This window comes from Corynebacterium propinquum DSM 44285 (assembly GCF_000375525.1).
Classification (GTDB): domain Bacteria; phylum Actinomycetota; class Actinomycetes; order Mycobacteriales; family Mycobacteriaceae; genus Corynebacterium; species Corynebacterium propinquum.
On sequence record NZ_AQXC01000011.1, the window covers coordinates 18,461 to 39,687 of the forward strand.

Here is a 21,227-nt window from a genome sequence, read left to right on the forward strand (position 1 = left end):
TAGCTACAAACGAAACCCCCGATTTCCTTTGATTGGAAACGGGGGTTGCGAACCGGGGCCAATTATACGTACCCGGGACTTCAGACTAGTTCGAAAACTAGATGCAGACTACTTAGCCTTTTCGACGATCTCGGCGAGACGGTAGTGCTTGTCCTTGGACAGCGGACGAGTTTCGACGATGCGGACGCGGTCACCGATGCCGGCAATTTCGTCTTCATCGTGTGCCTTGACCTTGCTGTTCGAGCGCATGATCTTACCGTACAGTGCGTGCTGCTTACGGTCCTCGAGCTCGACGACAATGGTCTTTTGCATTTTGTCAGATACGACGTAGCCGATCCGTACCTTGCGGGCGCCCTTTTCCTTGTCTTTCTTCGGGGTAGGGCGCTTGGTGGAATCTGTCACAGTTGCCTCACTCATAGTTATGCCTCAGCTCCTGGAGTCTCGGTCATACCCAACTCACGCTCACGAAGCACGGTGTAGACGCGGGCAATGTCACGCTTGACGACGCCGATGCGACGGTTGTTGGTCAGCTGACCGGTAGCCAGTTGGAAACGCAAGTTGAAAAGTTCTTCCTTGGCGTCACTCAGACGCTGCTTGAGCTCGTTATCGTCGAGCTCACGGAACTCAGATGCAGGGGTACCTGTTGCCATTAGAGCTGGTCCTCCTTCTTGATGATGCGGACCTTGCATGGCAGCTTTTGGCTGGCACGACGCAGAGCCTCAACCGCGACTGCTTCGTTCGGGTACGACATTTCGAAAAGTACGCGGCCAGGTTTGACGTTGGCAACCCACTTTTCGACAGGTCCCTTACCGGAACCCATACGTACACCGAGTGGCTTTTGCGTCAGTGGACGGTCCGGGAAGATGTTGATCCACACTTTACCTCCACGCTTGACGTGGCGGTTGATCGCAATACGTGCAGACTCAATCTGACGGTTGGTCACGTACGCCGGCTCGAGGGCCTGGATTGCGTAGTCACCGAAGTTAATGCGGTTTCCGCCTTTGGAGACACCGCTACGCTTCGGGCGGTGCTGGCGACGGAATTTCACGCGCTTAGGAATAAGCATGCTTTAGTCCTTCTTCTGCTGAGCGCGCTGGCGGCGCTGGCCACCACGGCGAGGACGACGATCGCCCCGGCCACGACGCTCGGATGGTGCGTTCAGTTCGGATTCCCGTACGCCGCCGACGACGTCGCCCTTGTAGATCCACACTTTGATGCCGATCCGGCCAAAGGTGGTGTGGGCTTCGGCGGTGCCGTAGTCAATTTCTGCACGCAGGGTGTGCAGAGGGACGCGACCTTCGTGGTAACGCTCAACGCGGGACATGTCAGCGCCGGCCAGACGACCGGAGCACATTACCTTGATGCCCTTGACCTGTGGCTGACGCATCGCGGACTGGATTGCCTTGCGCATAGCGCGACGGAAGGCAACGCGGTTCACGAGCTGCTCAGCGATCGACTGGGCAACCAAGGTGGCGTTGGCGTCGACTTGCTTGACCTCGAGGATGTTCAACGCGACCATCTTGCCGGTCAGCTTCTCCAGCTCACGGCGGATGCGGTCAGCTTCGGCACCACGACGGCCGATAACGATGCCCGGACGAGCAGTGTGGATGTCGACGCGGACGCGATCGCGAGTGCGCTCGATTACGACGTCTGCGATGCCGGCACGCTCAAGTCCCTTGGACAAGAAATTACGGATCTTGATGTCTTCGGCCACGTAGTCTGCGTAGTCTTTTTCAGCAAACCAGTGGGTATTCCAGTTAGCGGTAATACCCAAACGTAGGCCGTGTGGATGGATCTTGTTACCCATTTACTTGGCACCTTCTTCCTGGCTTTCGACTACCACAGTGATGTGGCTGGTGCGCTTGCGGATCATGAACGCACGACCCTGAGCACGCGGTTGGAAACGACGCATGGTTGGACCTTCGTTGGCATAAGCCTCGGAGACAACCAATGTGCTTGGGTTCAGGCCGAAGTTATTTTCTGCGTTAGCGGCAGCCGAAGCAACCACCTTGGCTACTGGCTTTGCAGCAGCCTGCGGGGCGTACTTCAGAATAGCTAGAGCTTCAGATACTGACTTTCCGCGCACCAGGTCGATGACGCGACGTGCCTTCATTGGGGTTACACGCACGTACCGAGCAGTGGCGGATGCGCTGGTGATAACGTCACTCATCGCTTATCGCCTCTTCTTATCTTCTTTGACGTGACCCTTGAAGGTCTTGGTAGGTGCAAATTCGCCGAGCTTGTGGCCGACCATGGAATCTTCCACGAAAACGGGAACGTGCTTGCGGCCATCGTGCACCGCAAAGGTGTGCCCGATGAAGTCCGGCAAAATGGTGGAACGGCGGGACCAGGTCTTGATTACCTGCTTGGTGCCCTTTTCGTTCTGAGCGTCCACCTTGTTGAGGAGGTGCTCATCGACGAACGGGCCTTTCTTTAGGCTGCGTGGCATATCGTTTTACCTCCTCTTAGCGTTTCTTGTTCGGGCGACGACGGCGCACGATCATGTTGTTGGAATAACGGTTCGGGTTCCGGGTGCGGCCTTCCTTCTTGCCCCATGGGGACACTGGGTGGCGACCACCGGAGGACTTACCTTCACCACCACCGTGTGGGTGGTCGATCGGGTTCATAACGACACCACGAACGGTTGGACGAACGCCTTTCCAGCGCATACGACCAGCCTTACCCCAACGGATGTTCATCTGTTCTGCGTTACCTACGGCACCGACGGTGGCGCGGCAACGAATGTCGACTCGACGAATTTCCGAAGAAGGCATACGCAGAATGGCATACTTGCCTTCTTTACCCAACAATTGGATAGAGGAACCAGCGGAACGTGCCAGCTTGGCACCTGCGCCTGGCTTCAACTCAACAGCGTGGATGGTCGTACCAGTCGGAATATTGAGCAACGGCAGGTTGTTACCCACCTTGATGTCGGCGTCTGGACCGGATTCAACGATGGTGTTCTGCTTCAAGCCCTTTGGAGCAATGATGTAGCGCTTTTCACCGTCGGTGTAGTGCAGCAAAGCAATGTTTGCGGTGCGGTTTGGATCGTATTCAATGTGCGCAACCTTGGCCTGAACGCCATCTTTGTCGTTGCGACGGAAATCGATCAGACGGTAACGACGCTTGTGGCCGCCACCAATGTGCCGAGCGGTGATGTGTCCGTGTACGTTACGACCACCGGTTTTGTGCAGTGGACGCAAAAGCGACTTTTCCGGGGTGGAACGGGTAATTTCCTGAAAGTCGGAAACGGAGCTCGCGCGGCGACCCGGAGTTGTCGGCTTGTATTTACGAATAGCCATAATTCTTCCTTACCTTCCGAAGTCTTAGGCGTTAGCGCCAAAGATATCGATGGAGTCGCTGCCCTCGCGAAGAGTTACGTAAGCGCGCTTGGTTGCCTTCCGACGGCCAAAACCGGTGCGGGTGCGCTTGCGCTTACCTTCACGGTTCAGGGTGTTCACGGAAGCGACCTGCACGCCGAAGATTTCTTCAACGGCATGTTTGATCTGGTTCTTATTGGAGTCCTTGGCGACGGTGAACGTGTAGGTGTTCTGCTCCATCAGACCATAGGACTTCTCGGAAACAACCGGAGCGATGATGATATCGCGTGGGTTTACGATTTTTGCCATGTTAGTTTTCCTCCCCTGCAACGGCTGCTTCTGCGCCGCGGTTAATGAAAGTGTGCAGGGCTGCAGCCGAAAATACGACGTCATCGGAGTTCAAAACGTCGTAGGTGTTGAGCTGCCCGGAGTCCAAAATGTGGACGTTTGGCAGGTTGTTGGCGCTGCGTTGTGCATTCAGATCTTCACGGTTGATAACCAGGAGGATCTTCTTGTTCGAAGAAACGCGTTCCAGGAATGCCTTTGCCTTCTTGGTGGAAGGTTCCTGGCCTGGTACCAATTCGTCGATGACGTGGATGCGACCATTGCGTGCGCGGTCAGACAACGCACCGAACAAGGCAGCCTTGATCATTTTCTTAGGAGTGCGCTGTGCGTAGTCACGTGGGACGGGACCATGCACGATGCCACCGCCGGTGTAGTGCGGTGCACGGATTGAGCCCTGACGAGCACGGCCGGTGCCCTTCTGACGGAATGGCTTACGGCCACCACCACGGACTTCACCGCGGGTCTTTACCTTGTGGGTACCGGAACGACCGGCAGCGAGCTGAGCGGTGACAACCTGGTGCATGGTGGCAACCGAGGTGTGCACGTCGAAAATCTCTGCTGGCAGGTCAACGGTGCCGTTGGTGGAGCCTTCAGCGGTTTGTACATCTAGCGTGAGGTTACTCATGCTTATGCACCACCCTTCACAGCAGTTTTAACGGTGACGACGCCCTTGTTGACACCAGGGATAGCGCCCTTGATGAGCAACAGGTTGGATTCTGCGTCGATCTTTTGAATCTTGAGATTTTGGGTGGTGACGCGGTCACGACCCATGCGGCCAGCCATGCGCTTACCTTTGAAAACACGGCCTGGGGTTGCGGCACCACCAATGCCACCGACGCGACGGTGTGCAGCTTGGTTACCGTGGGCAGCGCCCTGTCCAGCAAAGCCGTGGCGCTTCATGGCGCCGGCATAGCCTTTACCCTTGGTGATACCCGTGACGTCGACGAGGTTGACGCCCTCGAAGATGTCAACGGTGACTTCCTGGCCCACCTCGTACGCGGAGGTATCATCCATGCGGATTTCCGCTACGTGGCGACGTGGGGTAACGCCGGCTTTCTTGAAGTGGCCGGCCTGCGGCTTAGCAGTTTTACGTGGGTCGATCTCGCCGTAGGCGATTTGGATGGCGGTGTAGCCGTCCTTTTCTTTGGTGCGGATCTGGGTGACCACGCAAGGACCAGCTTCGACGACAGTGACCGGAACGACCCGGTTGTTCTCGTCGAAGACCTGAGTCATGCCGAGCTTGGTGCCCAGAATGCCCTTGATCTCTTTTTCGCTCATTATTTGTTCTCCACTGACAGTTTTAGACAGTCGTAGTTGTGTACTAAGTTTTCGCTTCGCGATTACTGAATGTTGACATCAACGCTGGCCGGAAGATCGATGCGCATCAATGCGTCAACGGTCTTTGGCGTCGGGTCGAGAATGTCGATCAAGCGCTTGTGAGTGCGCATTTCGAAGTGTTCACGCGAATCGGTGTACTTGTGTGGAGAACCGATAACGGCATAGACGTTCTTTTCAGTCGGCAGTGGCACAGGCCCAACAACACGGGCGCCAGTGCGTGTGACTGTCTCGACAATTTTCTTTGCCGAGACATCAATTGCCTCATGATCGTAGGCCTTGAGCCTAATGCGGATTTTTTGTCCCGCCACGATTATCCTCTTCCTCGCTTGCTTTCGTGCACTGGGCGACGAAAGCTCGCTCTTCGATTTCTCTGCAACGTTGTCCGCATCCAGGGCTAGCTGAGTGCAAACAACGTCAGTATTCGGTCTTTATTGACACGCACCGGATCCGGCCAGACACGCAATTCACTGCGCGCTTTGCCAGAAAAATTCCGATGGAACCTGACTGTGTACTGCCGCTGTTTACTTGCTATGCCCCTTCTCCGGTACTACCGCTCGGGATGTTCTGTCTCAAGGCGACGAACCTTGCCCGATTGGCAGCCCTTCTGTGCATATGTTGTGGCCCCTGATGTTTTGAGAGTTTTTTAGGAGCCATGCACGGCGAAGGTGTCATGATTGCTTGGCCACAATGCATCTGGCTACCCGGCAACGGGTAGGCGGAATACATCCTGTCTAAGCAACCTAGCTATTTAATCACGTCACGAGCCATAATTCAAGCCCCTCCGACCCCACCCCGCGCACTGCCCCCGAAGTATGATCCTCATCACGAAAACTGAACGCACGTGATAATTTTTCCGTAAGATTAAGTCAGCCAACAGACCTAGGACACACCCAAGTGTGATCCATACTGCTTGGCTAATACAGAAACACCCCGGGTGTGCCAGCGTTCAACGTCAGGCACACCATGCGGCTCGTTAGCCTCCGGGGTCTCATCTTTTAACCATGAGACAGCAGAAAGGTAGGCGCCACAATGGCCGACCAAAAACAGAACCAGAACCAGTCTTCTGACAACACCCCTGCTCGCAAGGTGAACAGCAACCTGGAAACCGAGCACGGCACTACCACCATCGATGACGGTGTCGTCGGCAAGATCGCTGGCCTGGCTACCCGCGAAGTTTCGGGTGTTGCTGCCCTGGGTTCGACGTCCCAGCGTGTCATGGGTTCTATCCGTCAGACCTTCGGTTCCGAAGACGTCAAGCAGGGTGTCTCCGTCGAGGTAGAAGAAGGCACCGCGCACGTTGAGGTAGCAATCACGGCCGAATACGGCGTAGCTATCCACGAGCTTGCCGACGCTATTCGTCGCAACGTCATCTCCGCCGTAGAGCGCATGACCGGGCTGGACGTCTCTGGCGTCGACGTCAACGTACACGACGTGAAGCTGCCTGGCGACGAAGAAGAAGAGCAAGACGACGAGCAGACCGCAATCTCTTCGGGCCAGGATCGCTAAACATGGCCGCAACTCAAGCACCCCAGCTTGAGGTGGCGGATGCGCGATCCATCGCATCCAAAGTTGCAGAAGTTCACGGGGTAGCAGCGCTCCATCACGGTCGATTTGGTGAGGTCGCTCTGCTTTACCCCGGCGAACGCGTTTCTGGCCTACGCCGGGTATCTGGTGCAGGTGAACTACATATCGAGATTCATGTCATCGCTGATTTTTCGGCAGGTGTCAATTTATACGATCTCGCATCTGATATTCGCGATGTTGCTCAGAAAGCCTGCTCCATCGAAATTGGTCGCGTGGACGTGATCTTTTCTGATGCCACCGATAGCTCCACATCTAACCAGTAGTAAGACTTTTGAGGACGGGTTTTATGAACAACATAAGTTACACACTGATTAGCGCACTGGTAGGCATTGGTCTTTTGCTGCTGATCTACATCACCGGCTGGTATGCCCTCTGGGCCATTCCGTTCGGCCTGATTGGTGCCGCCATCGGCGCACACTTCGATGGTCGCATTGATCTGACACAGATTTTCTCTTCAGGTAAAGGTCGGGGCTAATGGAAAAGCAGGATAAACCTGCGGCCACCACGGAATCATTTGCGAGCTCTTCTTCCAGCACCGTCGACCAGACTGAACACACTCAGGAAGCTGAGCGCAATTCAGACTTGTCGCAGGCTGCAGGTACTACCAGTTACAAGACTCGGGTCGCTGAACACGTCGTAGAGCGTGCAATTTATAGCGTTCCGGGCACCACGGACGTCGACGGCGGTCTGCTGTCACGCAATTACCCGCGATTCGATATCCGCCTGGATCAAGAGCGCCAGGTCGCCTCAGTCGATGTCGTCATTGCTGTGGTGTGGCCTTCCCCCGCAGTACGGGTTGCAACGGAAGTGCGCACTGCAATCGCCGAAGCCTTGGATATTTTCATGGGGTACGAGGCAACGCGCGTTAACGTCACCATCGGTGAAGCTATCCCATCCACACAGCGGATTGGCCGAGAGGACGTTGCCGCGCGCGAACAATTGACCCCGCGGAGTATCACCGTCGGCGAAATCGAGGTTATCCAACCAGTTATCGATTCCAAGACGGATTCTCTGCGCGAGATTTCGGTGGAAGATTCCGCACCACTCCGCGAAGTCACCACGACGCGTCGCATCGATGAGCTGACCGAGATCGAGACTCGAGAGTTGGCGGTTCGCCACAAGGTGGAGACCCCGTGGCCNAAACCGCTTGGTGTCATCGCCGTCGCTGAGCCAACGAAACCGGTCTCAGTTGAGGCTCCGGAACCAACACCACTTCGCGAAATCCGGGTCACCGAACTGGAGACCACCCGCACCGTAAAATCACCGCCTGAGCGCAAGGTCATCTCTCCGACCACACCAAAGCAGCGAAAATTAGCCCCGGTACACACTCCGGAACAACAACCGCTGCGGGAAGTCAACGTGTCAGCACCAGCTGCCTTACGGGAGATCTCTGTCGGTGAGCTTCCGGAAGTATCGGTTGCTACGCCAAAGCAGCAACCACTACGCGAAGTTACTGTGCCGGAACCACAAGAGCTGACGAACGTCAACACTCGCACATTTGCACCGCGTTCAGTCTCACTACCGCCCGAGCGAAAACTGCGTGAAGTGGTCTCGCACAAACCACGTGTCCGCAGCGTTACTGCTCCAAAACCGCGGAAACCGCGTGCGGTTGATGTGCGCCGGAAGAAACTTCGTAAGGTACAAGCTCCACGACCAGTGCCGTTGCGCGACATAGAAGTTGCCGACTTGGGGCACCCTCGTAAACCCGAGGTACCGAAGCCACGGAAACTGCGGAAGGTGCGCACACCAATGAAGCAGCAACTGCGGAAACCGTACGCCCCTGCCGATCATCCTTTCCGTTCAGTCACCGTTCCCCAACCGCAACCGTTGCGCGCGATCTATCTCAAAGATCCACGCGAAGTAGCCCGAGAGATTAGAGGTGGTTCACGTGGCTAAGGAGGCTTCGTTCCAAGGACAAGAACCAAAGGCATCGCCGATCGCGCGTGCTTTGAGCGTTCTCCTCGGCCTTGTGCTGTTGGCGTTAGCTGGAGTATTAGTCCGCGAAATCTGGCTCGTACTTCCGAACGACGCACAGCAAAGTTGGGTCACCCCAATCACGGATTTCTTCGGTCAAGATGAACTTCCTGAATGGATCGTCTGGGTCGGCGTGGGTTCGATCGTCGTTGGCTTATTACTGCTTATCGTGGCTTTCAAACCTCGGCCACGCACACACCGCGCGGTAAACAGCACCGCTGCAGCCTGGATGCGCCCAGTAGACATTGCACGCATCAGCTCGGCTACGGCACAACAATTACCAGGTGCTCGATCGGCTCACTCGAAGATATCGAAAAAGAAGCTTCAGGTTGTGATCGAAGGCGACGTCAACGATTCTTCGTTGCCACAGCGCGCTGAGGAAGCTATCAGCAGAAAGCTTGCCTTTTTGCAGAACCCACCCGTTATCGATGTCAGCGTCGAAAATGAACACTCCCAGGAGGGCGTATCATGAGCAAACTGACCGCTTTCATCGATCGGTTCATCTTCTTCCTCATCGCGATCGGCCTGATCGTATTTGGGCTGTGGCCAGTCCTGGTGCACTTTGACGTGCAATTTGCCAAAGACCTAGCGCTCTGGAGAGACCCAGAAGCGTGGAAAACGCTACCTGAGCAAGATTGGTACGAATACCTGCTATGGGGTGTGCTGGCGGGATCGATCATTATCGGTTTGTGGTTGATCATCATCAACCTCCGTCGCCGTACGTTCTCGCAGGTAGGTTCCACGGCATCGGATTCTGCTGGCGAGATTACGATGCACATTGGACATATTGCCAAGGCGGTCGCGGCTCAACTAGAGACCGACTCCGACATAACCTCGGCGAAGCACAAGGTGTCCATCGACCGGGCACGTCCGACCATTGAGTTCACTGTTACTGCTCGACCCGAGGCGGATTTAACCAAGCTCAACGACATGATCGAGACCAGCGAAGCAGACTTGCGGGATGCCATCGAGGACGTCGATATCGATACTGTTTACCGGTTGCATATGGACAAAGTCGAGCCTGCCGTTTAGCTAGCAGCACAGCGTCGCAAAGGCTAGATCGTAACCGCGTGTAAGGAGCTTATTGCCCACACGCGGTTTTCTTATGTCTTGCTCGCGGTTATGCGTAATCTATAGATCATGGACAGCAGCGGAGCACACGCAACTGACACGATAATTCTCGCAGCTGGAGCAACAGAATATACTGATGCGCTGGTTTCCTTTGCATGGATCATGGCTGCAGCACTACTTGCCCCATTAGTAGCGTATCTGTTTAATAATAGAATTCCCGCCGTTGCACTGCTACTGGTATTTGGCATGGTCATCGGTCCTTCCGTACTCGATCTCGCTGCCGAAGAAGAAGGCATCGGCATGCTCAAGGAACTGGGCGTTGGCGCGTTATTCTTACTAGCAGGCTTCGAAATCAATCTGCAGTCTCTGCGCTCAAAGCAGGCGAAGATCGGCTTATCAACGTGGCTAGTTTGCGCGGTCGCCTGCGGCATCGGTGCATACTTCCTAGTTGATACTTTCCCGGGTGCGATCGTCGTTGCGCTGGCTCTCACATCAACGGCGTTAGGCACGCTAACTCCAATGCTCAAGCAAGACAACGTAACCGACACGAAAGTCGGTAATTCGGTCTTGATACACGGGGCAATCGGTGAACTCGCTCCCATTACAGCGATGGCGCTCCTGCTGGGAACTCATGACACCTGGACGACTTTTCTAGTCATGGTTGCGTTTATCGGCGTTGCCGTTTTGGTAGCCATCGCGCCCGCAGCAATTATCCACGCGATCCCCGGCGTGGGGCGCGCATTTGTGTCTGGTGCAGGATCAACAAACCAGACGATTTTGCGGTTTATCATCTTAATCTTGGCGACATTGATGGCCGTTACTGCAGTGTTCGAACTCGATATTGTATTGGGTGCATTCGCCGCCGGAATTATCCTAAACCGCATCATTCCAGATGAATTTCATAAGCCCCTTGAACACCGGTTAGACGTGGTTTTTTATTCTATGTTGATCCCGGTGTTTTTCGTGGTGTCGGGAATGGCAATTAATTGGCAGACCATCGCCGATAACCCGGGCAAAGTATTGGGCATTCCTGCACTGATTCTGGTCACTCGCGGGCTTCCCGTATACCTGCGGGAAGTGTTCACCGACACCGGCTCAGGCATCATAAAGCCGCGTGAGCAACTGCAAGTCGGGTTATATTCGGCGACGGGACTTCCGATCATCGTCGCAGTCACCGGGCTAGCAGTAGACTCCCAACTCATGCAACAACAGACCGCCTCGATCTTCGTCGCTGGTGGAGCGTTGACGGTCGCCGTGTTCCCTTTCTTAGCCAGCATAATCGGCGGTAAGAAGCCTTGCGAGGTAGATACCGTGGAAAAGTCCTCCCCCACGCCCCAAGCATGAGGAAGGCGTTGTAACACGCAAGAGCTGTCGGACATAGTGGTATTTCCGTGTAACTTCCCCATCGAATCCAGGATGCCTTCGACCCAAACCGATGTATGAAGACGAGACCCGGGACCCGTTACGTGAAGATCCCGTGCATCAGGGCGCCCGGATTCGGCCCCTGAACTAGTTACGCAAACCGCGTCGCTCAAGCAACGCCCAAATTCCAATTAGAAGTTAGCTAGCCCCACGCAGATCTGTTGTTTCCGGGACCAGTAGAAACCTCGCCTAGGAAAATAAAAGCAAAAAGCCGCTACCGAGAATTCGGTAGCGGCTTGCGAGTCAGCGAGCTACTGCAGTAGATGCAGATAGCTGTGCCGAGCAAAATCCGGAATTAGTCCAGGATCTTGTTGACGACACCGGCGCCAACGGTACGGGAGCCTTCGCGGATAGCGAAGCGCAGGCCCTCGTCCATAGCGACTGGCTGAATCAGTTCGACGGACATGTCGACGTTGTCGCCTGGCATGACCATCTCGGTGCCCTCAGGCAGGGAAACAACACCGGTAACGTCGGTGGTGCGGAAGTAGAACTGAGGACGGTAGTTGTCGAAGAATGGGGTGTGGCGGCCACCTTCGTCCTTGGACAGAACGTAGACGGAACCCTCGAACTTCTTGTGGGTGGTGTATGCACCAGGTGCAACGATGACCTGACCACGCTCGACGTCTTCGCGCTTGGTACCACGAAGCAGCAGACCAGCGTTGTCGCCAGCTTCGGTGTAGTCCAGCATCTTGCGGAACATCTCGATACCGGTGATGGTGGTCTTCTGGGTCTTGTCCTTGATGCCGATGATCTCGACTTCTTCGTTGACCTTCAGGGAGCCACGCTCAACACGACCGGTAACAACGGTACCGCGACCGGTGATGGTGAAGATGTCCTCGATAGGCATCAGGAATGGTTTGTCGGTTGCGCGGTCTGGATCTGGGATCGACTCGTCGCAGGCGTCCATCAAGTCAACGATGGCCTGAACCCACTTCTCCTCGCCTTCCAAGGCGCCAACAGCGGAGATGTGAACGATTGGTGCTTCTTCGTCGAATTCCTGGTCAGCCAGGAGCTCACGGATTTCCATCTCGACGAGCTCGAGGATTTCCTCATCGTCAACCATGTCGCACTTGTTCAGAGCGACCAGGATGTAAGGAACGCCAACCTGGCGGGCCAGCAGAACGTGCTCACGAGTCTGTGGCATTGGGCCGTCGGTAGCTGCAACAACCAAGATAGCGCCGTCCATCTGAGCGGCACCGGTGATCATGTTCTTGATGTAGTCAGCGTGACCTGGGGCGTCCACGTGCGCGTAGTGGCGCTTAGGAGTGGAGTACTCCACGTGGGAGATGTTGATGGTAATACCGCGCTCCTTCTCCTCAGGAGCCTTGTCGATCATGTCGAACGCGAATGCCTGGTTTTCATCAGGGTACTTGTCCGACAGAACCTTGGTGATAGCTGCGGTGGTGGTGGTCTTGCCGTGGTCGACGTGTCCGATAGTGCCGATGTTCACATGCGGCTTCGTACGCTCGAACTTCTCCTTTGCCACTGTATGTCCTCCTGGACTTTATCGGTGGCTACGACCTTCGCAGCCACGGGGTTTATCTCTTTTGCCTACTAAGTTACCTGCGTTTTCGCCACAGGCTTGTGGCAGGCAACGTCTTACAGGTATGCCCGTTACCTGATCCTAGAATTATGGCACAGATATATCAAACCGTTGTTACTAATAAACGGCTTTCTTCTCACCATAGCATTAAGATCATGGGCCTTCGGGTAACGGCCGACTCAATCCACGCAAGTGGGCTATTCGAAGCCCCCGCTGCCATAGATTCCCAGTCAGGAAATCATTAGAAGCGTATCCGCTATGAATTCAGCCCGGCCGCAACCCGATGGTCCCGAGTTCTCCGCACGGGGATGGTGCTAATGGATAATGGAGCACCATCCTACCGCGAACGGAAAGCGACCCGGGACGGGGATGTTAACTCCCCTGGGTGTTCGATCTAGTTAGCCGAACCGCCGGTGCGTGCAGCGATGACTTCTTCAGCCACAGACTGCGGAACTTCACCATAGGAGTCGAAGACCATGGTGTAGTTTGCACGACCCTGGGTACGGGAACGCAAGTCACCGACGTAACCGAACATGGAAGACAGTGGAACGCGAGCCTTGACAACCTTGGCGCCCGAACGGTCATCCATCGATTCGACCTGTCCACGACGAGCGTTGATGTCGCCGATGACGTCACCCATGAATTCTTCAGGGGTAACAACTTCGACAGCCATCAGAGGCTCGAGGAGGACTGGTTTAGCCTTGGCGACTGCTTCCTTCAGAACCTGGGAACCAGCCAGTTTGAAGGCCATTTCCGACGAGTCAACATCGTGGTAAGCGCCGTCTTCCAGCGTCGCCTTGATGTTTACCAATGGGTAGCCGGCCAGGTAGCCGTACTGCATTGCGTCCTGGATACCAGCATCGACGGAAGGGATGTACTCCTTCGGAATACGGCCACCGGTGACCGCGTTTTCGAACTTGTACAGTGGGCTCTCGCCTTCTTCCAGCTCGCTCTCGTCAGGAGCGTAAGGCTCGATGGAAACGATAACCTTAGCGAACTGACCCGAACCACCAGTCTGCTTCTTGTGGGTGTAATCCAGGGAAGCAACAGATTTACGGATGGTCTCGCGGTAAGCAACCTGCGGGTTACCGATGTTTGCTTCGACCTTGAACTCGCGCTTCATGCGGTCAACCAATACGTCCAAGTGCAACTCGCCCATACCACCGATAACGGTCTGGCCGGATTCTTCGTCCAACTTGACGGTGAAGGTTGGGTCTTCGTCGGCAAGACGCTGGATAGCGGTGGACAGCTTCTCCTGGTCAGCCTTGGTCTTAGGCTCGATGGCAACCTGGATAACTGGGTCTGGGAAGTCCATGGACTCGAGGATGATTGGATCTTCCTTCGAGCAAATGGTGTCACCGGTGGTGATGTCTTTCAGACCGATGATCGCGTAAATATTACCTGCCAGTGCTTCGTCAACAGGGTTTTCCTTGTTGGCGTGCATCTGGAAGATCTTACCGATGCGCTGCTTCTTGTTCTTGGTCGAGTTCAGGACTTCGTTGCCTGGTTCCACGCGGCCGGAGTACACGCGAACGAAGGTCAACTGACCGAAGAATGGGTGCGCAGCAATCTTGAATGCCAGGCCGGAGAATGGCTCTTCCGACGATGGCTTACGACGCATCTCGACTTCTTCGTTGCCCATCTCGTGACCGATAACTTCGCCGACGTCCATTGGGTTCGGCAGGAAGTCGATAACAGCATCGAGCAGTGGCTGGACACCCTTGTTGCGGTAAGCGGTACCGCAGTAAACAGGGTAAATCTCAGAGTTGACGACCAGTTTACGGATCTGGGCCTTCAGTTCATCGATGGAGATTTCTTCGCCACCGAAGTATTTTTCCATGAGCGCTTCATCGGTCTCAGCGACAGCCTCGACCAACTTCTCACGGTATTCTTCAGCCTTGTCCTTCATGTCCTCAGGGATGTCTACCAGCTGAGGTTCTGCACCGACCTCAACTTTGCCAGGCCACAGGTAGGCCTTCATCTGCAGCAAGTCGACAACGCCGTCGAAGTCATCTTCAACACCAATTGGCAGCTGCATAACGAGTGGCTTGGCACCGAGGCGGTCGATGATGGTCTGCACGGTGTAGTAGAAGTCCGCACCCAGCTTGTCCATCTTGTTCACGAAGCAAATACGTGGAACGTCATACTTCGCAGCCTGACGCCACACCTGCTCGGACTGTGGCTCAACGCCTTCCTTGCCGTCGAAAACGGCTACGGCGCCGTCCAGAACACGCAGGGAACGCTCCACCTCAACGGTGAAGTCAACGTGGCCTGGAGTGTCAATGATGTTGACCTGGTTACCTTCCCAGAAACAGGTAACAGCTGCGGACGTAATGGTGATGCCGCGTTCTTTTTCTTGCTCCATCCAGTCGGTAGTCGAACCACCGTCGTGGGTTTCACCAACCTTGCGGTTAATACCGGTGTAGAACAAGATACGCTCGGTAGTGGTGGTTTTACCAGCATCGATGTGGGCCATGATGCCGATATTGCGAACCTTTTTTAGATCCTTAAGCACTTCTTGTGCCACAGTTTTACCCCATCAAAATAGTTGTTGCTGTAAATTTCCGCGCGCAATTCGCGTTACTTGCGATAATGCCACGAAAAGTTTCATTTGGCAGCTATGCGCTGCTAAACAAAAGACCCGCAAGCCTCCAGGTTGTGCTGGTGCATTCCGGGTCAATCTGTGATATCCAGGCCGCGAACGGCTCCTCACTGGGAAGCACCTCACATGGTTAAGCTTCGCAGCCTGGCTATACAGCGAATTACCAGCGGTAGTGGGCGAAAGCGCGGTTGGCTTCTGCCATCTTGTGAGTGTCTTCACGGCGCTTCACGGAAGCACCCAAACCATTGGAGGCATCCAGGATTTCGTTAGCCAGACGCTCGATCATGGTGTTCTCGCGACGCTTACGAGTAAAGGTAACCAACCAACGCAAAGCCAAAGTGTTCGCACGGCTTGGACGAACTTCCATAGGAACCTGGTAGGTAGCGCCACCAACACGACGAGAGCGGACCTCGAGATCCGGACGGATGTTGCCCAGGGCCTTTTCCAGGGTACCCAATGGGTCAGTGCCGGTCTTTTCCTTGCACTTGTCTAGCGCACCGTAAACGATACGCTCAGCGGTAGCCTTCTTACCGTCGAGGAGAACCTTGTTGATCAGCTGAGTGACCTGCTCAGACTGGTACACCGGATCTTTGACAACTGGACGCTTTGGAGCTTGATTCTTACGCATTGTTTATTACCCCTTCTTTGCGCCGTAACGGGAACGAGCCTGCTTACGGTCCTTAACACCCTGGGTGTCAAGAGCACCACGGACGATCTTGTAACGAATACCTGGAAGGTCCTTTACACGACCACCGCGAACCAACACCATGGAGTGCTCCTGCAGGTTGTGGCCCTCACCTGGGATATAGGCTGAAACCTCAACACCGGAGGTCAGGCGAACACGGGCGAGCTTACGCAACGCGGAGTTCGGCTTCTTTGGGGTGGTGGTGTACACGCGGGTGCACACGCCACGACGCTGTGGGGAACCCTTCAGCGCTGCGGTTGCCACCTTCGACTTCTTATCGTGGCGGCCCTTGCGGACCAGCTGTTGAATAGTTGGCATAAACCAGTCTTTCTTGTCGGTTGAGTTTTCTTACACCTTGCTACGTAAAGCACGCTACTTGCTGGCAAACGTACCCAAACACGCAAAAATGGGGGCTCTTTTCCGGGGCCCTTCCGCGTGTCCAGAACGTCTCCATGAGCAATTTTGTGCACCGTGAAGATGATCAGACTTTCATCCCACAACAAAGGCGGGACGAACCAGACTGAAGTATAACAGTTTTTGAGTTGGATCTCAATACCGTTATTCACACCGGGTGTTCAACAGCAGCGCTCAACAGCGATGCGTGCCGCATTTCTCACTTTTTACCGAATTTCCTGCAGTTCTCGCCGCCGTTACTTACCGTGAAGATATGACAGCTTCAAACATATTTGGGTCAACAGCCACGAAAGCACGCTACGCAACCCTGGCTAGCGTGGCTTCCCTATCGCTGCTACTTGCCAGCTGCGCTGAAGCTTCCGACGAGGCCTCCACCGCTGAGAAAAATGCAGGCAACAACGCGGCGACCACCGAATCGGAGGCACCGACGACGTCGGCAAGCTTGTCACCTGCACCCACCGACGATAATTTTTATTTCGCGAATTCGGATTATGCGGGGATCAAATCCGTTGTCAGCAAGGAAGAGACCGCGACGGTGGAATCTTACGTCGAAATCCCGGAGACTGATTTCCCGGGAATCAACAAAATTATTCAGGCCGAAATCAAAGACCTCCGCGAGCATTTCCGTTCAGTGACCCGAGTTTCCACGCCACAGTTCGACGGTAAATTCAGCGAACGGCTAAGCTATACGGTTCTTTACCGCGGCAACGGCGTGCTGACGTTGGCGCTCAACACGCTGTTCGATACCCAGGGCGCGGCCCCCGAACGCAACCACCGGGTGCTGAGCTTTGATACCGCCAATGACGCTCACATCTCCGTAGCTGACCTTTACGACGGCGCCGTCACCGCAGATGGCGAAATTATTCCCGATCACCCGGGAATCGCTGAGCTCTCCACACTTGCACGCGAAGAATTAGTCGCCAACTACGACGCCGCCGCGGTATTCCCAGATAATCTCACCCCCGATGCCCTCGGCGGATTCACGCTTGCCGACGACGGCCACACGTTGGTTCTCCATTTCGATGCAGGCACCGTAGGCGCATACTCCACCGGCAAAATTGCGGTCGCGGTAGATACGCAGAAATTAGCTCATACTCCAGATTCCGCATTGGCAACGCGGCTATTAGGCACGAACGGCGACGACGACGCGAAGCGCACCAGTTCAGACGAGCACGCGGCCGGTGTAGAACCTGCAAACACAGCAAACCATAGGCACCTCGCGAAAGCCCCACGGAATCCTGATGCTCCACGAGTTGCGTTAACCTTTGACGATGGACCGGCCGCCAACACCAACCGCCTGCTGGACACTCTCGCGCAATACGACGCCAAAGCGTCATTTTTCACCGTCGGCTCCAGCATCGACGCCAACCCGGCACCGGTAGCCCGAGCTCTCAACGAGGGCCACGCCGTCGGCAACCACACCTACAATCACCCGGACCTGACCACACTCGGCGCAGATGGAATTCGCAGCGAACTACAACGCGGAAATCAAGCCATTGCGGCGGCCACCGGTGGTTATACCCCCAATTTGCTCCGTCCGCCCTATGGTTCCACCAACCAGACGGTCAATAATATCGCAGCTGAATTTGGCTTGGCGAACATGATGTGGTCCGTAGATACCCGCGACTGGGAGCACCGAGACTCTTCACTCGTCTGTAACCGCGCGGTGACCAATGCCTACGACGGCGCAGTGATTTTGATGCACGATTTACACGCCTCTACCGTCGACGCAGTGCCATGCATCCTGGATTCCCTCAGCAGCCAGGGCTATGAATTTGTCACCGCAGACCAAATTTTCGGCGGCATACAACCCGGTATGAACTACTACGGCGGTTAATCAGCCGGTCTGCTCAGCGCCAAACTAGTACCAAGCGAGCGCGAAACCAGCCCCAAACCTACACCAAACCAGTACCAGCTGACAGAGCGAGCCAGTTTACAGGCCGAACCAACGCCAACTGCCGACAAGCACAGCAATTACCACCGGGATTGCAGCGCACACCGCAGCTGCACCTAGTGCTTGCCAATCGGCCGAGTGCAAACGCGATGGGCGTGCCCATGTGCGCTTAGCGCCATGCAGCGGGGCACGACCAAAACCACGTGCCTCCATGGCGGTGGCGAGTTTTCCGCCACGACGCAAAGCCAACACCAACAGGCCAAAAGCCATGGTGAAAAAATGTGCAATCCTGCCGCGGTCAGCCAGCCCGCGAGCACGACGGGCTCGATGCATCGCCACCCAATCGTCGTGGAACAGGCCAGCCATGCGCACCCCGGCAACAGAACCGATGACAAAGCGTTCCGGGAAGTGCAGAATCTGCGCCAGAGCATCTCCCAGCCTGGTCGGGTCGATATTTCTTGCCAATAAGATCACCGGGCTGGCCACTGCCAGAATACGGATCATGATGGCAATAGACAGCTCAATCGAGTTATCCGAAATGGTCATTAACCAAAACTCAAAATAAACCTCGCCACCCTCGGCTCCATACAGCAGCATCGACGCACCAGAAATCGGGGCGATCAGTAGCAGCGGACACAAAACACCGAAAATCCGTTTCGGCCCTACCCCAAGCAGCAGTGCCACGAGGATAGTAATGCTGAGCGACATCGTCGCACTCACCCAATCCAGGCTCAACAGCAACGGCGTGGTGATAATCAGCATGATGATGATCCGCGTCAGCGGGTTAATCCGGGACATGCCAGACGGACTCACTTCTGCAGACATGTCACTGACCCCCTGCACGTAACAATTCCACGTGGTTATCCCCTAGAGCTGCGCGGTAGTGCTTGTCATGGGTCACCGAAACCACCGTGACGCCATCGTCGACCAGCCCGCGCACAATCGAGACCAATTCGCCGAAAGTATGTGGGTCTTGACCAAAAGTAGGCTCGTCGAAAAGCAACAACTGTGGTGCGGCGATCAACGCGGTGGCCACCGACAGGCGTCGTTTCTCCCCGCCAGAAAGAGTGAAGGGATTGGCCTGCGCCAGGTGTGCCAGGGACAGCCGTTCTAATAGTTCGTCTGTGCGTTTGCTCCCCACCTTGATTCCCATCACCTTGGGGCCCACGTGGAGTTCTTCCAGCACTGTTCGGGCAACAAACTGGTGCTCCGGGTTTTGAAACACATAACCAATCCGCTGCGCTAACTGCCGGGACTTCCACTTCGCGACGGGCCCACGCAGGCCATCTCGGATCGACTCAGAAAATTCGATGCTTCCCGACGCCAGCGGCCGCAGGCCCGCCAGTGTCATCAATAGCGTGGTTTTCCCCGCTCCATTTTCACCGGTAATCACGGTCGAAGCATGGGCCGGTAATTCCAGGCTACGCGCTGGCAGATGCTTTGGTTGTTCTGTTGCCGTCACAGAATCCGCCGTCAGTGCCGCGGAATCCTTAGCCAACTCTATCTGGGCATGCGGTAGTCCGGCTATGCGGCGTCGGGCGATTATTTCGCGGGCCGGCGCGTCGTCGACAAGCCTGCCGGAGGCAAACTCCAATCCACGTTCCAGCACATCCTCCCACACCTCGTAGTTATGCTCGACAACGAGCAGCGTCGCACCAGTGTGCTCAACGACGTTCGCTACCGCTGCAACCACATCATGAGCGCCCTGCGGATCCAGGTTCGCCGTGGGTTCGTCGAGGATGATGATTCCCGGGCGCATGGCGATAACCCCAGCGAGTGCCAAGCGTTGTTTTTGGCCCCCGGATAGTTGCGCCGTGGGGTGGTCTAGCGGAAGATCCAGACCCACCAACGGCAATGCCTCGCGCACACGCCGCCAAATTTCGGTGCGCTCCAGCCCTAAATTTTCACAGCCGAACGCCACATCGTCACCCACGCGGGAGGCAATCACCTGCGAGTCGGGGTCTTGCAGCACGAGCCCGACTGGAATCATTGAGTCCGCAGCCTCCCGGGTTCCGGAATCATCACTGAGCTTGAGGCTTCCGGTTTGGTCGCCTTCTTCATCTCCGCCGAGAACGCCCGCGATGGCAGACACCAGGGTGGATTTTCCGGATCCAGAATCGCCGCAAATCAGCACCCGCTCCCCGGCAGGAATGCGCAGATTGAGCTTGTCGACGGCAGGCTGGACACGTCCGGCGTGCGTCCAGGTGTAATTCGAGATCTCGACGGCGGTAGCTGGCATGACTGAAATTTATAAGTTAGCTAGTTGGCTTTAACAAGGATTAGGCGCGTTGTTCACGGCCTGCGGAAAACCGATCAAGAGCACCGGTTTTCGCGAGCGATTTCATCAGGTAGAAGCCGACCATACCGGCCAAAATCGCACCAGAAATTACTACGCACACCAAGTAAATGATGTTGAATTCTAAGGATTTAGCGAGATTTGGCGACAAAAACAGCTCTAGGGTCCACGCACCTACACCAGCGCCAATACCGGACAGAGTGGCAACGAACAGGTTGAAGCGGCGATATGCAAAAAGGAAAAAGATGAGCTCTGCACCGAGGCCTTGTGCCAAGCCCGAATACAGTGTTTCCGGGCCCCACTGTGAGCCCAGTGCAGCCGAGACACTGGCCGCAATAACCTCGACGAGGATGGCCGCACCCGGTTTACGAATGATCAAACCACCCAGCACACCGCCGAGTAGCCAAATGCCCACGGCGAGGCCACCCAACCCCGGCGTCAGACTATCCATCGCGGTAAACCACGCGTAGCCAATGTTGTTCCAGACGACGAAGATAAAACCGGTCGCGATACCAAGAATGGCCATAATCACGATGTCTACCGGACGCCAGTTGAGCTTTCGCTTCGGCGGGGTCGTGGTCATGTTCGCAGAGGCGGTTCTCGCGTTTTCAGTCATCCTAAACCTTTCTCAAGGATCCCTATGATTTCTTAAGCTTGCTTTACGCTATACCCAACCTGCTGGTTTACCAAAGGAATATGGGGATAATCACGCCTAGCTAGGGCCAGGATCTATGTCAAG

The 21,227-nt window shown here is 55.5% G+C and carries 25 protein-coding genes; 7 read left to right on the top strand and 18 right to left on the bottom strand.

Annotation, left to right across the window (positions count from 1 at the left end):
- Positions 1-108: 108 nt before the first annotated feature.
- The 11 genes from rpsQ to rpsJ form a co-directional block, all read right to left on the bottom strand.
- Positions 109-417 (bottom strand): 30S ribosomal protein S17, encoded by a 309-nt coding sequence (rpsQ, locus tag B142_RS0109420; protein WP_018121298.1) that lies wholly within the window; start codon positions 415-417, stop codon positions 109-111.
- Positions 418-419: 2 nt separating this feature from the next.
- On the bottom strand, positions 420-650 hold the full coding sequence (rpmC, locus tag B142_RS0109425; protein ID WP_018121299.1) for a 50S ribosomal protein L29: 231 nt from the start codon (positions 648-650) through the stop codon (positions 420-422).
- Positions 650-1,066 carry a 50S ribosomal protein L16 gene (gene rplP, locus B142_RS0109430; protein ID WP_018121300.1) on the bottom strand — a complete coding sequence of 139 codons (417 nt, stop codon included), beginning with the start codon at positions 1,064-1,066 and terminating at the stop codon, positions 650-652. Before rplP ends, rpmC begins: the two co-directional genes overlap by 1 nt.
- A gap of 3 nt (positions 1,067-1,069) precedes the next feature.
- The gene (gene rpsC / locus B142_RS0109435) at positions 1,070-1,807 is read right to left on the bottom strand and encodes a 30S ribosomal protein S3 (protein WP_018121301.1); all 738 of its coding nucleotides are present in this window, start codon (positions 1,805-1,807) and stop codon (positions 1,070-1,072) included.
- A complete protein-coding gene (gene rplV / locus B142_RS0109440) occupies positions 1,808-2,170 on the bottom strand; it encodes a 50S ribosomal protein L22 (RefSeq protein ID WP_018121302.1) in 363 nt (120 codons plus the stop codon).
- A gap of 3 nt (positions 2,171-2,173) precedes the next feature.
- Positions 2,174-2,449, bottom strand: coding sequence for a 30S ribosomal protein S19 (gene rpsS, locus B142_RS0109445; protein WP_018121303.1), 276 nt, complete (start codon positions 2,447-2,449; stop codon positions 2,174-2,176).
- 16 nt (positions 2,450-2,465) lie between these two features.
- Positions 2,466-3,302 carry a 50S ribosomal protein L2 gene (gene rplB / locus B142_RS0109450; protein ID WP_018121304.1) on the bottom strand — a complete coding sequence of 279 codons (837 nt, stop codon included), beginning with the start codon at positions 3,300-3,302 and terminating at the stop codon, positions 2,466-2,468.
- Positions 3,303-3,326: 24 nt separating this feature from the next.
- Positions 3,327-3,629: a 50S ribosomal protein L23 gene (gene rplW / locus B142_RS0109455; protein WP_018121305.1), complete on the bottom strand. Its 303-nt coding sequence runs from the start codon at positions 3,627-3,629 to the stop codon at positions 3,327-3,329.
- Between the two features lies 1 nt (position 3,630).
- Complete coding sequence (gene rplD, locus B142_RS0109460; protein ID WP_018121306.1) at positions 3,631-4,290, bottom strand: 50S ribosomal protein L4; 660 nt, start codon at positions 4,288-4,290, stop codon at positions 3,631-3,633.
- 2 nt (positions 4,291-4,292) lie between these two features.
- Positions 4,293-4,943 carry a 50S ribosomal protein L3 gene (gene rplC, locus B142_RS0109465; protein WP_018121307.1) on the bottom strand — a complete coding sequence of 217 codons (651 nt, stop codon included), beginning with the start codon at positions 4,941-4,943 and terminating at the stop codon, positions 4,293-4,295.
- Positions 4,944-5,005: 62 nt separating this feature from the next.
- Positions 5,006-5,311 carry a 30S ribosomal protein S10 gene (rpsJ, locus tag B142_RS0109470; protein ID WP_018121308.1) on the bottom strand — a complete coding sequence of 102 codons (306 nt, stop codon included), beginning with the start codon at positions 5,309-5,311 and terminating at the stop codon, positions 5,006-5,008.
- 721 nt (positions 5,312-6,032) lie between these two features.
- On the opposite strand from rpsJ, the gene B142_RS0109475 reads away from it, so the two are divergent.
- From B142_RS0109475 to B142_RS0109505, 6 genes are all read left to right on the top strand, one after another.
- The gene (locus B142_RS0109475; protein ID WP_018121309.1) at positions 6,033-6,509 is read left to right on the top strand and encodes an Asp23/Gls24 family envelope stress response protein; all 477 of its coding nucleotides are present in this window, start codon (positions 6,033-6,035) and stop codon (positions 6,507-6,509) included.
- A gap of 2 nt (positions 6,510-6,511) precedes the next feature.
- The gene (locus tag B142_RS0109480; protein WP_018121310.1) at positions 6,512-6,850 is read left to right on the top strand and encodes a hypothetical protein; all 339 of its coding nucleotides are present in this window, start codon (positions 6,512-6,514) and stop codon (positions 6,848-6,850) included.
- A 23-nt stretch (positions 6,851-6,873) separates the two neighbouring features.
- On the top strand, positions 6,874-7,062 hold the full coding sequence (locus B142_RS0109485; RefSeq protein WP_018121311.1) for a hypothetical protein: 189 nt from the start codon (positions 6,874-6,876) through the stop codon (positions 7,060-7,062).
- 1,413 nt (positions 7,063-8,475) lie between these two features.
- A complete protein-coding gene (locus tag B142_RS0109495) occupies positions 8,476-9,033 on the top strand; it encodes a DUF6286 domain-containing protein (RefSeq protein WP_018121313.1) in 558 nt (185 codons plus the stop codon).
- A complete protein-coding gene (gene amaP, locus B142_RS0109500) occupies positions 9,030-9,593 on the top strand; it encodes an alkaline shock response membrane anchor protein AmaP (RefSeq protein WP_018121314.1) in 564 nt (187 codons plus the stop codon). The genes B142_RS0109495 and amaP overlap by 4 nt, the downstream gene beginning before the upstream one ends.
- A gap of 108 nt (positions 9,594-9,701) precedes the next feature.
- Positions 9,702-10,976 carry a cation:proton antiporter gene (locus B142_RS0109505; RefSeq protein WP_018121315.1) on the top strand — a complete coding sequence of 425 codons (1,275 nt, stop codon included), beginning with the start codon at positions 9,702-9,704 and terminating at the stop codon, positions 10,974-10,976.
- Positions 10,977-11,349: 373 nt separating this feature from the next.
- Here the strand turns inward: B142_RS0109505 and tuf are convergent, their stop codons facing one another.
- The 4 genes from tuf to rpsL form a co-directional block, all read right to left on the bottom strand.
- The gene (gene tuf, locus B142_RS0109510; RefSeq protein ID WP_018121316.1) at positions 11,350-12,540 is read right to left on the bottom strand and encodes an elongation factor Tu; all 1,191 of its coding nucleotides are present in this window, start codon (positions 12,538-12,540) and stop codon (positions 11,350-11,352) included.
- 451 nt (positions 12,541-12,991) lie between these two features.
- Complete coding sequence (gene fusA, locus B142_RS0109515) at positions 12,992-15,124, bottom strand: elongation factor G (RefSeq protein ID WP_018121317.1); 2,133 nt, start codon at positions 15,122-15,124, stop codon at positions 12,992-12,994.
- A gap of 235 nt (positions 15,125-15,359) precedes the next feature.
- The gene (gene rpsG, locus B142_RS0109520; RefSeq protein ID WP_018121318.1) at positions 15,360-15,827 is read right to left on the bottom strand and encodes a 30S ribosomal protein S7; all 468 of its coding nucleotides are present in this window, start codon (positions 15,825-15,827) and stop codon (positions 15,360-15,362) included.
- A gap of 6 nt (positions 15,828-15,833) precedes the next feature.
- Positions 15,834-16,202: a 30S ribosomal protein S12 gene (gene rpsL, locus B142_RS0109525; RefSeq protein WP_018121319.1), complete on the bottom strand. Its 369-nt coding sequence runs from the start codon at positions 16,200-16,202 to the stop codon at positions 15,834-15,836.
- Positions 16,203-16,614: 412 nt separating this feature from the next.
- Between rpsL and B142_RS13015 the strand changes: the two genes are divergently transcribed.
- The gene (locus tag B142_RS13015) at positions 16,615-18,135 is read left to right on the top strand and encodes a polysaccharide deacetylase family protein (protein WP_018121320.1); all 1,521 of its coding nucleotides are present in this window, start codon (positions 16,615-16,617) and stop codon (positions 18,133-18,135) included.
- Between the two features lie 96 nt (positions 18,136-18,231).
- On the opposite strand, the gene B142_RS0109535 is transcribed toward B142_RS13015, so the two are convergent.
- The 3 genes from B142_RS0109535 to B142_RS0109545 are packed head-to-tail and all read right to left on the bottom strand — an operon-like array spanning position 18,232 to position 21,104.
- Complete coding sequence (locus B142_RS0109535) at positions 18,232-19,017, bottom strand: energy-coupling factor transporter transmembrane component T family protein (protein WP_018121321.1); 786 nt, start codon at positions 19,015-19,017, stop codon at positions 18,232-18,234.
- A gap of 1 nt (position 19,018) precedes the next feature.
- Positions 19,019-20,431: an ABC transporter ATP-binding protein gene (locus tag B142_RS0109540; RefSeq protein ID WP_018121322.1), complete on the bottom strand. Its 1,413-nt coding sequence runs from the start codon at positions 20,429-20,431 to the stop codon at positions 19,019-19,021.
- A 40-nt stretch (positions 20,432-20,471) separates the two neighbouring features.
- Complete coding sequence (locus B142_RS0109545; protein WP_018121323.1) at positions 20,472-21,104, bottom strand: ECF transporter S component; 633 nt, start codon at positions 21,102-21,104, stop codon at positions 20,472-20,474.
- Positions 21,105-21,227 lie beyond the last annotated feature (123 nt).